The organism is Thioclava pacifica DSM 10166 (assembly GCF_000714535.1).
GTDB lineage: Bacteria > Pseudomonadota > Alphaproteobacteria > Rhodobacterales > Rhodobacteraceae > Thioclava > Thioclava pacifica.
In genome coordinates this window covers 292,675-305,040 of record NZ_AUND01000001.1, presented here as the reverse complement: position 1 = coordinate 305,040, position 12,366 = coordinate 292,675, and the positions used below count along the sequence as shown (strand labels likewise).

Sequence of the window (12,366 nt, the reverse complement as noted above, 5' to 3'; positions counted from 1 at the left end):
TGCATGAAGCTGACTGAGACCGCCTCCGCAGTCAGGCTATGACTCCGGCGCGATACGCTCCAATACTTTGATGGGCGGGGTGTGATACGGGTTTTGCATCGCGGCCCGATGAGGCGTCATGCAAAAACGGTATCGAATACGGAATGTAAAAGCATTGGAGAGTATCGCGCGGCCTCCTTAGCTTGTCGCGCAAGAGATGTCTTACGGGAGGACGACATGACCACGCACAAGCTCTTCATCGACGGCGAATATCGCGCCGCGAAATCGGGCAAGACTTTCGACAAGATTTCCCCCTCGACCGGCAAGAAAATCGCCGATGTGCATGAGGCACTGGCCGAGGATGTGAATGACGCGGTGGAAGCTGCGGCGGCCGCGCTCAACGGCCCCTGGGGCAAGATGCCCAAGGCCGAGCGCTGCGACCTGCTGATGAAGCTCGCCGACGCCATCGACGCACGCAAGGCCGACTTCATGGAAGCCGAAGTGCAGGATACCGGCCACACCCGCGGTTTCGCCGAGAAGGTCGAGATCCCGCGCGGCGCCGCCAACTTCCGTATCTTCGCGGAGATGCTGAAGAACACCGGCGGCGAGTATTTCCACATGGACACCCATGACGGAACGGGCGCGGCCAACCTCGAACTGCACCGCCCGAAAGGGGTGATCGGGGTGATCTCGCCTTGGAACGCGCCCTTCCTGCTGATGACATGGAAAGTCGGCCCGGCGCTGGCCTGCGGCAACACGGTCGTCGTGAAGCCCTCCGAGGAAAGCCCTGCCACCGCGACCCTTCTGGGCGAGGTGATGAACGAGGTGGGCATTCCGAAAGGCGTCTACAACGTGATCCACGGCTTCGGCCCGGAAAGCGCGGGCGAGCTGCTGACCCAACACCCGAAGGTCAACGGCATCACCTTCACCGGTGAGACCCGCACCGGCGAGGCGATCATGAAACAGGCCGCGATCGGTCTGCGCGACGTGTCGTTTGAACTCGGCGGCAAGAACCCCGCCATCGTCTTCGCCGATGCCGATATGGACAAGGCGATCGAGGTCACGATGCGCTCGTGCTTTGCCAATACCGGGCAGGTCTGCCTCGGCACCGAGCGGATCTATGTCGAACGCCCCATCTTCGACGAGTTCGTCTCGCGCCTGAAAGCGGGGGCCGATGGCCTCAAGCAAGGCGGCCCGGACACCGATGGCGCGACCATCGGCCCGCTGATCTCCGCCGAGCATCGCGAGAAAGTGCTGAGCTATTACAAGAAGGCCGCCGATCTGGGCGCCACCATCGTTACCGGCGGCGGCGTGCCCGACTTCCCCGAAGGGGATTACCGCAACGAGGGCTTCTTCGTAGAGCCGACGATCTGGACCGGCCTGCCCGAGGACAGCCCCATCGTTCGCGAAGAGATCTTCGGCCCCTGCTGTCACATCCAGCCCTTCGACACCGAGGAAGAGGTGATCGCGATGGCCAATGACACGAATTACGGGCTCTCGGCGACGCTCCTCACCGAAAACCTCGGTCGCGCGCATCGGGTCGGCGGCAAGATGGAAGTCGGCCTCGTCTGGGTGAACTCGTGGTTCCTGCGCGATCTGCGCACGGCTTTCGGTGGCTCGAAATCCTCGGGCATCGGACGCGAAGGCGGGGTGCATTCGCTGGAATTCTATACCGAGCGGACGAACCTCTGCCTCAAGCTGTGAGCGTCCTCCTCCGTCTCAAAGCTTGCGCGCGCGTCCCGGCTTGTCCGGGGCGCGCGTTCGCGCAACTGTAGAAGGCGAAAGGGAGCCCCATGAACCTGCGCCAGCTTCGCTATTTCATCGCCGTGGCCGAGGAGCTGCATTTCGGCCGCGCGGCCGAGCGGCTGCACGTCTCGCAACCGCCCATCACGCGCCAGATACAGGCGCTCGAGGAACAGCTCGGCGCACAGCTCTTCAACCGCACCCCGCGGGGCGTGGAGCTGACACAGGCGGGCGCGCTGTTCCTCGATGAGGCACGCAATATCGTGGGGCTTCTCGATCAGGCGGCCGACCGGGTGCATCGCGCCTCTGAAGGGGGGCTCGGGCGTCTCGATATCGCGATCTTCGGCACCGCGATCCTCAGCTTCATCCCGCGCATCATCCTCGAATTCAAACGCCGCTATCCGGACGTGAAGGTGGTGATGCATGCGCTCAACAAGACCGCGCAGATCGAGGCCTTGCAGAACCGCTCGATCGACCTGGGCTTCAACCGGATGCTGACGCCGGTGCCTGGACTGGCGATCGAAGAGCTGGCCTCCGAGCCGCTCTTTGCCGTCGTGCCCGATCCTGGTCCCTTTGCCGAACGCAGCTCGATGCATCTCTCCGAGCTGTCGCATGAACCGATGCTGCTCTTTCCGGCGAGCCGTGCGCAAGGCTTCGTCGAGAAGGTGACGGGCCTGTGCCACGAGGCGGGATTCGCACCCAATGTGGCGCAGGTCGTGGGCGACGGTTTCACCGCCATGGCGCTCGTCGCGGCGGGGTTCGGTGTTTGCCTCGTGCCCGGCTCGATCACGAGCGTGAGCATGGAAGGCGTGAAATGCATTCCTCTCGAGGGTATGGACAAGAGTGCGCGGGTCGACATCTCCTGCATCTATCGCGAGACCGACCCCTCTCCAATCCTTGCCAATTTCCTCGAAGTGGCGCGCGGTTTAACCCATTGATCGCAAGCACTTAGAGAAAACTACCCGATCCGACCGAAACCGTTATCCCCCGCGCCTCGGCGCGACACAATGCGTTGTGCATAGCCTCAAGCGCGATGCGCAATAGGTATCGAAACAGGGATCAAATGGTATTTGATTGCATCGCCCCTTTTTCCCAATCTCGACCCATGGACGCGTTCAGGAGGACCGGATCATCCGGAAGAGAACGCGGGCCAGCGAAGAGGAGCATCATGCCGGTAATCCAGATTCACCTGATGGAAGGCCGCACCGAGGCACAGAAGGAAGCGCTCATGCGTGAAGTCACGCGCGCTGCCGTCGACACGCTCGGCGTCAAACCTGAATCGGTGCGCATTCTTCTTCAGGAACTCCGCTCGGGCCATTTCGCGGTCGCGGGCGAACCGAAATATGTCGAGGAGCCCGGTAAATCCGCCGCGTCTTCCTCGAATGGAACGGGCCAGGCCAACGGCCATGAAAAGGCCACGGCCAATTGAGCCAAACAAATCAGCTTCAGGGAGGAACCATGAGCTTTCAGGAACAAATCCACGACGTCGCACAGCTTGCCTGCGTCGAACTCTTCACCCCCAAATTCGAGGAGAGCTTCTGGTTCTTCCACGATGTTCTGGGCATGACGCCGACCGAGGATGACGGCAAATCCTGCTACCTGCGCGGTTACGAGGATCGCTATCATCACTCGCTGAAACTGACCCGCTCGGACAAGGCCGGCATCGGCATGGTCGGCTGGCGCGCGTCCTCGCCGCAGGCGCTCGAGCGTCGCGTCGCCGCGATCGAAGCTTCGGGCAAGCCCGGCAAATGGGTCGAAGGCAACAAGGGCTATGGCAAGGCGTATGAATTCACCACGCCCGACGGCCACAAGCAGCACCTGTTCTGGGATGTCGAATATTACAAGGCCCCCGAGGAGCTGAAATCGAAGCTTCTCTCGCGCGCCCAGAAGCGCCCGCTGCGCGGCGTGCCGGTCCGTCGTCTCGACCACGTGAACCTGCTGTGCTCGGACGTGACCAAGAATGGCCAGTTCCTGATGGACAATCTGGGCTTCCTGAAGCGTGAAAACGTGGTCTTCGGTGGCCAGGACGAGCTGGCTGCGTGGTTCTCGGTCAGCCCGCTCGTGCATGAGGTCGCCTTCACCAAGGATCAGGCCGGCCCCGGCAACCGTCTGCACCATGTCGCCTTCTGGTATGGCAACCAGGGCCAGATGCTCGACCTTGCCGATATCTTGCAGGAATACGATGTCACCATCGAGGCGGGCCCGGCCAAGCACGGCGTCAGCCAAGCTTACTTCATGTATGTCTACGAGCCCGGCGGCAACCGCATCGAGCTCTTCGGCGACACCGGTTACCTGATCTTCGATCCGGACTGGAAGACCCTCACCTGGGACGAGAGCAACTTCTTCAACGGTGGCGGCGTCTGGTTCGGCGGCGAGCTTCCGCAGGACTTCTTCGTCTACGGCACCCCGATCGTCGAGGCCGCGATGGCCGAGGCTGAGGCCAAGGACGAGGTCGCGGAACCGGCCGAGTAAGACCTCCCGTTTACCCCCGGAAACTGGCCACCTCTCTGCGAGGTGGCCTTTTTCATTGTTCGCGACCGTGGCACGCGGCTCGGCACGACCCTCACCGCAGGTATCAGCGCGGTAATCCCTGATACCCAGACGGTATGTTCCCTCGCGCTGTCCCGCGCGCTACAACAGCGCCAAAGAGGAGGCCTTTCATGCAAGCAGTGACCCACGACGGCGTAACGCTCCATATCCGCGACGAGGGTCCGCGCGATGGGCGCGTGGTGATGTTCGGCAATTCTCTGGGCAGCGATCTACGGCTCTGGGAGGGGCTGATCCCGCATCTGCCCGCGGGGCTGCGGCTGATCCGCTTCGACAAGCGCGGGCACGGGCTGTCCGATTGTCCGCCCGGTCCCTATTCCATCGAGGATCTCTCGGGCGATGCGGCGGCGATCTGCGATGCGCTCGGGCTGCGCGATGTGACCTTCGTCGGCCTCTCGATCGGCGGGCTGATCGGGCAAAGTCTCGCCGCGCGCCGCCCCGATCTGCTGCGCGCTCTGGTTCTGATGGACACTGGCGCGAAGATCGGCTCGCCCGAGCTGTGGCAGCAGCGGATCGACGCTGTGCGCCGCGACGGAATTCCGAGCATTTCCGATGCGATCCTCGCGCGCTGGTTCGCGCCCGGTTTCGCCGAGGCCCATCCGGCGGAATTCGCGCTGTGCCGCAACATGCTCGAACGCGGCCCGGCCGAGGGCTATGCGGGCTGTTGCGCCGCGATTGCCGGAGCCGATCAGACCGAGGCGACGCGGGCGCTGAAACTGCCGGTGATGGCGATGGCGGGGGTGTCGGACGCCTCGACCCCGCCCGATCTGGTGCGTGCGACGGCCGCACTATGCAGCGCGGAGTTCCACGAGATCGCGGAGGCAGGCCACCTGCCCTGCTATGAGCAGCCCGAAGCCGTAGCGGCGCTGTTGAAGGATTTCTTTGACAAGACCTGAGATAAGAAGGGCGCGCGCCGCTCCGTGGGATGGCGCGCGCAGCTTCTCCGCTTTCGCGATTGATGCCTGCCACGCCGCCCCGTCAGTGAAGCGGCTTGCCCGGTTCTAGATGCGCCAGCCCGTCGGGACGGACCGGCGCGTACCGGGCGCAGTTTGGGTTACACCGCCTCCAGCGCCACGGCGATGCCCTGCCCGACACCGATGCACATTGTTGCCAGCGCCCTTTGGCCCTTGCGGCGCACCAGTTCCAGTGCCGCCGTGCCGGTGATGCGCGCCCCCGACATGCCCAGGGGATGACCCAGAGCGATCGCGCCGCCATTGGGGTTCACGCGCGGGTCGTCATCCGAAATGCCGAGGTCGCGCAGCGTGGCCAGCCCCTGGCTCGCGAAGGCCTCATTCAGCTCGATCACGTCGAAGGCGTCCTGCGTCAGCCCCAGCCGCGCCATCAGCTTCTTGCTGGCAGGCGCCGGGCCGAAGCCCATGATCCGGGGCGGCACGCCCGCAGCAGCCCCGCCCGAGATCTTCACCAGCGGCGTCAACCCGTGTTTGCGCACGGCCTCTTCGGAAGCGATGATCAGCGCCGCCGCGCCATCATTCACACCAGACGCATTGCCCGCCGTGACCGTGCCGTCAGGGCGTACGATGGGCCGCAGCTTGGCCAGCGCCTCGAGCGTGGTGCCAGCACGCGGGTGCTCGTCAGTATCCACGACAATCGGCTCTCCCTTGCGCTGCGGGATCGTAACCGGCGTGATCTCCGTGGCCAGTCGGCCTTCTTCCATCGCCGCCGCCGCCCGTTCCTGCGAACGCAGCGCGAAAGCATCCTGATCGGCGCGGTTCACGCCGAAATCATCGGCCACGTTCTCGGCCGTCTCCGGCATCGAGTCGACGCCATGGGCCTCGCGCATCAGCTTGTTCACGAAACGCCAGCCGATCGTCGTGTCATAGACCGAATTGGCGCGGCTGAAGGCGGCTTCGGCCTTGGGCATCACGAAGGGCGCGCGGCTCATGCTCTCGACGCCGCCCGCGATCAAAAGATCCGCCTCACCAGCCTTGATCGCGCGGGCGGCAGTGATGATCGCATCCATCCCCGAGCCGCAAAGCCGGTTGATCGTGGTCCCGGGCACACCGACCGGCAGGCCAGCCAGCAGCGCCGACATGCGCGCCACATTGCGATTGTCCTCGCCCGCCTGATTGGCGCAGCCAAAGATCACATCCTCGACCGCCTCCCAGTCGACGCCGGTATTGCGCGCCATCAGAGCGCGCAGCGGAATGGCCCCCAGATCGTCGGCCCGGACGGGCGCCAGTGCACCGCCGAAACGGCCGATCGGGGTTCGGATATAGTCGCAGATATACGCGTCACGCATCGGCCAGCTCCTCGGGACAGATCAGATCACCCACCGCGCCCTCGACATGGAGTTTCGCGCCGGTGGCGTTTTGCAGCTCTTCCATCGAGAGGCTGGGCAGCTTCTCGCGCAGGACAAAGCGGCCGCCCTCGATATCGACCACCGCAAACGAGCTGTAGACGCGGGTCACGCAGCCGACACCGGTCAGCGGCAGCGTGCATCGCTCGACCAGTTTCGGCTGGCCCTTCTTGGTGACGTGATCGGTGATCACCGCGACCCGCTTGGCGCCATGGACCAGATCCATCGCACCGCCCACCGCCGGAACCCCTTTCGGCCCCGTCGACCAGTTCGCAAGATCGCCGGTCTCGGCCACCTCATAGGCGCCGAGGATCGCCACATCGAGATGCCCACCGCGCACCATCGCGAAGCTGTCGGCATGGTGGAAGAAGGCAGTGCCGGGCTTCAGCGTGATCGCCTTTTTTCCAGCATTGATAAGATCCCAGTCTTCCTGACCGGGCTCGGGCGCGCGGCCAAAGCCCAGCACGCCGTTTTCCGTGTGAAAGATCGCCTCGCGGCCGGGCGGCTGGAACCGCGCGACCATCTCGGGAAAGCCGATTCCGAGATTCACATAGGCGCCATCCTCAATGTCCTGGGCGGCGCGCCAGGCGATCTGTGCATTGCTCAGTTTCTGGTTCATGGGTGATGGGCTCCGGCGCGGTTCAACTCTTCTTCCTGGGCGGGGTTGGCGACCTCGACGAGGGCATCGACGAAGATGCCCGGCGTCACGATCACTTCCGGGTCGATCGCGCCCGGTTCGACCGCCTTGGTGACCTGCACGACCGTCTTTGCCGCCGCCATCGCCATCAGGGGCGAGAAATTCCGTGCCGCCATCCGGTAGGTCAGGTTGCCGAGGCTGTCGCCCAGCTCGGCCTTGATCAGCGCGTGATCGGCCTTGAGCCAACGCTCCATGACGTAGTCGCGACCATCGAATTGCTGCACCGGCTTGCCCTCGGCCAGATCGGTGCCGACGGAAGTCGGCGTGAAGAAGCCGGGGATCCCTGCCCCGCCTGCCCGGATGCGTTCGGCCAGCGTGCCTTGAGGCACCAGTTCCAGTTCGATCTCGCCCGCCAGATAGGCCTGGGTGAAAACGGTCGGGTCGGCCGAGCGCGGGAAAGAGCAGATCATCTTGGCGACCATGCCCTGCTCGATCATCGCGGCGATGCCGACATGGCCGTTGCCTGCGTTGTTGTTGATCACGGTCAGCCCCTTGGGCGATCCGGTCTCGAGGTAACGGTCGATCAGGGCGTGGATCAGTTCAATCGGGGCGCCCGAGCCGCCAAAGCCGCCGATCATCACCGTGGCGCCGTCTTGAATATCGGTCACGGCCTCGCTCAGCGAGGAAAGTCTCTTGTCCATTCGCGGTCCTCCTGCTGGCCTCGGAATTAGACCTGCGCGAAACGCCTTTCCACGAATTTCGTGCGCATCTTGACATTTGTTCATATTGCGCAAAAACCTGTTCGCATGTTGAACAAACCGACCGACTTCATCGCGTCTTTCGCCAAGGGGCTGCGTGTCATCGAATGTTTCGGGGCCGAAACCCCGCGGCTGTCGATTGCCGAGGTGGCGCAGGCCACGGGTTTCGATCGCGCCACCGCGCGGCGCTGCCTGCTGACGCTGCATGCCGAGGGCTATGCCGATTACGACGGCAAGTTCTTCACGCTAACGCCGAAGGTTCTGCGCCTTGGCATGGGGGCACTGGCCTCGCTGCCGCTGCCGCAGGTGGTGCAGCCCTGGCTCGATCAGCTGACCGACCGGATCGGGCAGAGCTGCTCGGTCTCGATCCTCGACGGGACCGAAATCGTCTATCTCGCCCGAGCCGCGCAACGCCGGGTGATGTCGATCGGACTGATGCCGGGATCGCGCCTGCCCGCGCATTGCACCTCGATGGGGCGCGTGCTGCTGGCCGCGCTCCCCGAGGAAGAGGCCCGCGCCCGCATAGCCGCCTCAGACCTCACCCCGCGCACGAGCTTCAGCCTGACAGAACCCGAAGAGATCATGGCCCGGATCGCGCAGGTCCGCCGCGACGGCTACGCGCTGATCGATCAGGAGGTGGAGATCGGACTGCGTTCGCTCGCCGTGCCGCTTCACGACACACATGGCCGGGTGATCGCCGCGCTCAATACCGGGCTCGCGGCAAGTGCCGAGCCCGCCCAGACGCTGGTCGAGACCTACCTGCCCGAACTGCTTCGCGTTCAGGCAGGGCTACGCCGGGTCCTGCGCTAGACGGGACGGCTCAGCCGTCCTTGTCGGAACCTGCGCCGGGCAATTCGACCCCGTGCTTTTCCATGTAAGGGCGGAAATAGTCCCGGAAGGCCTCGAACCCTTCGGCCAGCATCAGGAATTCCTGCCGGTTCATCACCAGAACCTTGCTGTCCTCGACCGCACGCACCGTGGTGCGCCGCCGGGTCGCGCCGAGGATCAGGCGCTCGCCAAAGTGATCGCCGGGGCCAAGGCGCCGGGTCAAGGTCTCGCCGGTCTCGGGATCGGTGCGGTCCATCTCGAGCGCGCCCGAGATCACCGTGTAGAACCCGTCCGAACGGTCGCCCTCGTTGTAGATCCGGTCGCCCGCGCGGAAATAGACGTAGCGCATCGGCGGCTTGCGATAGCTGCGCAACTGCACGAGGCTGCGCGCGCCCAGCATGTCGAGCGTCCAGTTCAGCATGACCCGAACCTTGGTGCCCAGCCCGGGAAGCAGCGCGAGGTAATAGGCCCGCCAGACGATCCAGGCCGGAAAGCCCTTGAGCTTGAAACCCATCAGGTCGGCCACGCCGCGCCGTGCGCCCAGCGAGGCCAGCGCCCCGCGCGAGCGATAGGCGAAGGGTTCGGGCGCGCGCCCGCCCAGAACCGCCGCGATGTTGCGCGCTACGCGATCGGCCTCGCGCACCGCGAATTGCGCGGTCGGCGGGGCGAAATCATTGCGCTCGCTTGCGCCTTCCTTCATCGGGATCAGCGCGCAATCGCCCAGCGCCCAGACATCCTCACGCCCCTCGACGCGCAGGTTGCGCTCTACCTTCAGCCGCCCGTGTTGCAGCGGCAGCCCCATACGCAGCACGACCGGCAGCGGCGCGTTGCCAATGGTCGCAACGATGGTGCGCGTGTCGATCACCTCGTCCTTGTTGGTCACCAGCTGGCGATGCGTGCAGCTTTTCACCCCGGTTTCGAGCATCAGCTCGATCCCGTGCTTTTGCAGGTGCTTGGCCGCGTAGTCGGCCAGCTCCTGTGGCATCTCGCCAAGGATGCGCGGCGCGAACTCGACAAGTTTCACCCGCACCTCGTCGGGAGAGATCTTCGGGTAGAAGGGCAGCGAGCGGTCGATCAGCTCCTTCATTTCGCCCACCGTCTCGACGCCTGAGAACCCCGCGCCGATCACGGTGAAGGTCAGCGCGCCGCGCTTGGTATCGGGCAGGTTGGTCACCTGCGCATGTTCGAGCTGCTCGATGACATGGATACGCAGCCGCCGCGCATCCTCGAGGGTCTTCATCTTCAGCGCATGTTCCTCAAGGCCCGGCATGCGCGAGAAATCCGTGCCCTGCCCCAGCGCGATCACGAGGTGATCATAAGGCACTTCGGTCGGACGGCGCTGAATGCCCTGAAAGACGATCACCGCCTTGCGGGCGAAATCGACGCTGTCGACCACCGCCTTGCGCACAGTGACGCCCTTGAGGATAAAACGCAGCGGAGAGACGGCATGGGCGGGCGTGATCGAGCCCGCGCCGACCTCGGGCAGAAGCGGCTGGAAAACGAAGTAGTTCTCGGCATTGATCAGCTCGACCTCGACCTCCGGGCCAAGCCGGCGTCGCAGCGCCCGCGCCGTGTACATGCCGCCGAACCCGCCGCCCAGAACCACGATCCGCATCTGTCCCTCATCGTCGCTGTTTCTGCATCGCAGCTTATCCGAGGCGCGCCGGACCGCTACCTCTAATTGCGCGCCGGGCGATTTCGACGCAGCCCGCGTTGCGATGGGGGTGCGGCAGCTCTCAGGTGCCCCAGGTCCGCTCGAGAGCCGCGAGCCAGTTGCCATGCGCGAGCTTCTCGATCAGCGCTTCGCCATAGCCATGCGCACGCATCGCGTCGATCAGGCGCGGCAGCCCCGCCGCATCGCCCAGATCGGGCGGGATCTGAGCGCCGTCGAAATCCGAGCCGAGCCCGACCCGGCCCTCGCCCAGCGTCTCGATCAGGTAATCGAGATGGCGCAGCATCGGCTCGAACCCCTCGAAGGGCTCTCCCTTGCCGTCCTCGCGCAGGAAGCCGAGCGCATAGTTCAGCCCGACCATGCCATCGCTCTCGCGGATCATCGCGAGCTGCCGGTCGGTGAGGTTGCGCGACGAGGGGCAAAGCGCATGCACGTTGGAATGGGTGGCGACCAGCGGCGCATCCGACAGCGCCGCGACATCGTCAAAGCCCTTCTCGTTGAGATGGCTCAGGTCGATCATGATCTTCAGCCGGTTGCATTCCGCCACCAGCCGCTTGCCCGCCTCGGTCAGCCCGTCGCCAGTATCGGGCGAGGAGGGATAGGCGAAGGGCACGCCATGGCCGAACGCCGTCGGGCGCGACCAGACCGGCCCGAGCGAGCGCAGCCCCATCGCGTGCCAGACATGCAGCGCATCGAGATCGGGTCCGATCGGCTCTGCCCCTTCGAAATGCAGGATCGCGGCGATCTTGCCGTCCGCCATCGCCGCGCGGATCTCGGCGACCGAGCGGCAGATCTTCAGGCTGCCCTCGCGCTCCATCCACATCAGATGGCCGACCATCTTCATCGCGACCGGCAGCGCATCCTCGAAGGGGATCGCCTCGGGCAGCGGCAGCGAAAAGGGCGGATTGCGCATGATCGCGTCGAAATCGGGATCGTCATGGGCGACCGGCGACGGGATATAGACCGCGAAGAACCCGCCCGCGAAACCGCCCGCGCGCATCCGCGGCAGATCGAGCTGGCCCTTGCCGGTGTCGCTCAGCCAGGTCGCCTCGCGCGCCTCGGGATCGCGCAGCAGGCGCAGGAGGAAATCATTGTGGCCGTCGAAGACGGGAACCGGGGCGCTCATGCGGGCTCATCCTCTTTCGTGTAGCCCGCCGACGCTTTCAACAGCTTGCGGGTGTAATCGGTTTGGGCCCGGTGGGCGCGCAGATCGGCGCGGGTGAGTTCCTCCACCGCCAGACCATGCTCCATCACCACGAGCCGCTCGCACATATGCGAAATCACGGCGAGATCATGCGAGACCATCACATAGGTCAGCCCGCGCTCGGCGCGCAGCCGGTCGAGCAGGTTCAGCACCTCCGCCTGGATCGAGGCATCGAGCGCCGAGGTCGGCTCGTCGAGCAGAAGGATCTGCGGTTCGAGGATCAGCGCGCGCGCCACCGCGACGCGCTGGCGCTGCCCGCCCGAAAGCTGGTGCGGGTAGCGAAAGCGGAACCCCTGCCCCAGCCCCACATCCTCGAGCGCCTGCGCGATGCGTTCGTCGCGCCGGTCGAAACCCTGAATCGCCAGCGGCTCGGACAGCACCGAGTCGATCGTGTGACGCGGATGGAGCGAGGCATAGGGGTCCTGAAACACCATCTGCACCCGGCGATAGAAGTCGGGCGTTCGCGGCGCGGGGATATCCACCCCGTCAAGCGTCACCCTGCCCCCCGAGACCGGCGCGAGCCCGCAGATCGCGCGCAGCACCGTCGATTTGCCCGACCCGGATTCCCCCACGATGCCGTAGCTTTCGCCTTGCTGGACGTTGAAACTCACCCCGCGCACCGCGCGCACCTCATCGGCGCCAAAGGCGAAGGTCACTTCGAGATTGTCGACACTCAGCATA

General features: G+C 65.0%; 12 protein-coding genes. 6 read left to right on the top strand and 6 right to left on the bottom strand.

Annotated elements, in window-relative coordinates:
• The first annotated feature begins 216 nt into the window (after nt 1-216).
• From TP2_RS01305 to pcaD, 5 genes are all read left to right on the top strand, one after another.
• Nucleotides 217-1,683, top strand: a complete 1,467-nt coding sequence (locus TP2_RS01305; RefSeq protein ID WP_038072524.1) for a 2-hydroxymuconic semialdehyde dehydrogenase — start codon at nt 217-219, stop codon at nt 1,681-1,683.
• Between the two features lie 89 nt (nt 1,684-1,772).
• The gene (locus TP2_RS01300; protein WP_038072521.1) at nt 1,773-2,660 is read left to right on the top strand and encodes a LysR family transcriptional regulator; all 888 of its coding nucleotides are present in this window, start codon (nt 1,773-1,775) and stop codon (nt 2,658-2,660) included.
• A gap of 230 nt (nt 2,661-2,890) precedes the next feature.
• Entirely contained in the window at nt 2,891-3,151 is a 261-nt protein-coding gene (locus TP2_RS01295; RefSeq protein WP_038072519.1) for a 2-hydroxymuconate tautomerase, read from the top strand.
• Nucleotides 3,152-3,180: 29 nt separating this feature from the next.
• Complete coding sequence (locus TP2_RS01290) at nt 3,181-4,194, top strand: catechol 2,3-dioxygenase (protein WP_038072517.1); 1,014 nt, start codon at nt 3,181-3,183, stop codon at nt 4,192-4,194.
• 188 nt (nt 4,195-4,382) lie between these two features.
• The gene (pcaD, locus tag TP2_RS01285) at nt 4,383-5,165 is read left to right on the top strand and encodes a 3-oxoadipate enol-lactonase (protein WP_038072514.1); all 783 of its coding nucleotides are present in this window, start codon (nt 4,383-4,385) and stop codon (nt 5,163-5,165) included.
• Between the two features lie 158 nt (nt 5,166-5,323).
• On the opposite strand, the gene pcaF is transcribed toward pcaD, so the two are convergent.
• Genes pcaF through TP2_RS01270 form a run of 3 tightly spaced genes read right to left on the bottom strand, consistent with a single transcriptional unit; the run spans nt 5,324 to nt 7,924 of the window.
• Nucleotides 5,324-6,529 carry a 3-oxoadipyl-CoA thiolase gene (gene pcaF / locus TP2_RS01280; protein WP_038072512.1) on the bottom strand — a complete coding sequence of 402 codons (1,206 nt, stop codon included), beginning with the start codon at nt 6,527-6,529 and terminating at the stop codon, nt 5,324-5,326.
• Nucleotides 6,522-7,205 carry a 3-oxoacid CoA-transferase subunit B gene (locus TP2_RS01275; RefSeq protein WP_038072510.1) on the bottom strand — a complete coding sequence of 228 codons (684 nt, stop codon included), beginning with the start codon at nt 7,203-7,205 and terminating at the stop codon, nt 6,522-6,524. The genes pcaF and TP2_RS01275 overlap by 8 nt, the downstream gene beginning before the upstream one ends.
• Nucleotides 7,202-7,924, bottom strand: a complete 723-nt coding sequence (locus TP2_RS01270; protein WP_038072508.1) for a 3-oxoacid CoA-transferase subunit A — start codon at nt 7,922-7,924, stop codon at nt 7,202-7,204. The genes TP2_RS01275 and TP2_RS01270 overlap by 4 nt, the downstream gene beginning before the upstream one ends.
• Nucleotides 7,925-8,029: 105 nt before the next feature.
• Between TP2_RS01270 and TP2_RS01265 the strand changes: the two genes are divergently transcribed.
• Nucleotides 8,030-8,791: an IclR family transcriptional regulator domain-containing protein gene (locus TP2_RS01265; protein WP_038072506.1), complete on the top strand. Its 762-nt coding sequence runs from the start codon at nt 8,030-8,032 to the stop codon at nt 8,789-8,791.
• Between the two features lie 10 nt (nt 8,792-8,801).
• Here the strand turns inward: TP2_RS01265 and TP2_RS01260 are convergent, their stop codons facing one another.
• The 3 genes from TP2_RS01260 to TP2_RS01250 form a co-directional block, all read right to left on the bottom strand.
• Nucleotides 8,802-10,424 (bottom strand): FAD-dependent oxidoreductase, encoded by a 1,623-nt coding sequence (locus tag TP2_RS01260; RefSeq protein WP_038072504.1) that lies wholly within the window; start codon nt 10,422-10,424, stop codon nt 8,802-8,804.
• A gap of 121 nt (nt 10,425-10,545) precedes the next feature.
• Nucleotides 10,546-11,607, bottom strand: coding sequence for a dipeptidase (locus tag TP2_RS01255; RefSeq protein WP_038072502.1), 1,062 nt, complete (start codon nt 11,605-11,607; stop codon nt 10,546-10,548).
• Nucleotides 11,604-12,365 (bottom strand): ABC transporter ATP-binding protein, encoded by a 762-nt coding sequence (locus TP2_RS01250; RefSeq protein WP_038072500.1) that lies wholly within the window; start codon nt 12,363-12,365, stop codon nt 11,604-11,606. Before TP2_RS01250 ends, TP2_RS01255 begins: the two co-directional genes overlap by 4 nt.
• Nucleotide 12,366: the final 1 nt, after the last annotated feature.

Coding starts and splice junctions, on each gene's coding strand:
- TP2_RS01250 (WP_038072500.1), bottom strand. CDS start 12,365: ATGCTGAGTGTCGACAATCTCGAAGTGACCTTCGCCTTTGGCGCCGAT.
- TP2_RS01295 (WP_038072519.1), top strand. CDS start 2,891: ATGCCGGTAATCCAGATTCACCTGATGGAAGGCCGCACCGAGGCACAG.
- TP2_RS01305 (WP_038072524.1), top strand. CDS start 217: ATGACCACGCACAAGCTCTTCATCGACGGCGAATATCGCGCCGCGAAA.
- TP2_RS01255 (WP_038072502.1), bottom strand. CDS start 11,607: ATGAGCGCCCCGGTTCCCGTCTTCGACGGCCACAATGATTTCCTCCTG.
- TP2_RS01290 (WP_038072517.1), top strand. CDS start 3,181: ATGAGCTTTCAGGAACAAATCCACGACGTCGCACAGCTTGCCTGCGTC.
- TP2_RS01265 (WP_038072506.1), top strand. CDS start 8,030: ATGTTGAACAAACCGACCGACTTCATCGCGTCTTTCGCCAAGGGGCTG.
- pcaF (WP_038072512.1), bottom strand. CDS start 6,529: ATGCGTGACGCGTATATCTGCGACTATATCCGAACCCCGATCGGCCGT.
- TP2_RS01300 (WP_038072521.1), top strand. CDS start 1,773: ATGAACCTGCGCCAGCTTCGCTATTTCATCGCCGTGGCCGAGGAGCTG.
- TP2_RS01270 (WP_038072508.1), bottom strand. CDS start 7,924: ATGGACAAGAGACTTTCCTCGCTGAGCGAGGCCGTGACCGATATTCAA.
- TP2_RS01275 (WP_038072510.1), bottom strand. CDS start 7,205: ATGAACCAGAAACTGAGCAATGCACAGATCGCCTGGCGCGCCGCCCAG.
- TP2_RS01260 (WP_038072504.1), bottom strand. CDS start 10,424: ATGCGGATCGTGGTTCTGGGCGGCGGGTTCGGCGGCATGTACACGGCG.
- pcaD (WP_038072514.1), top strand. CDS start 4,383: ATGCAAGCAGTGACCCACGACGGCGTAACGCTCCATATCCGCGACGAG.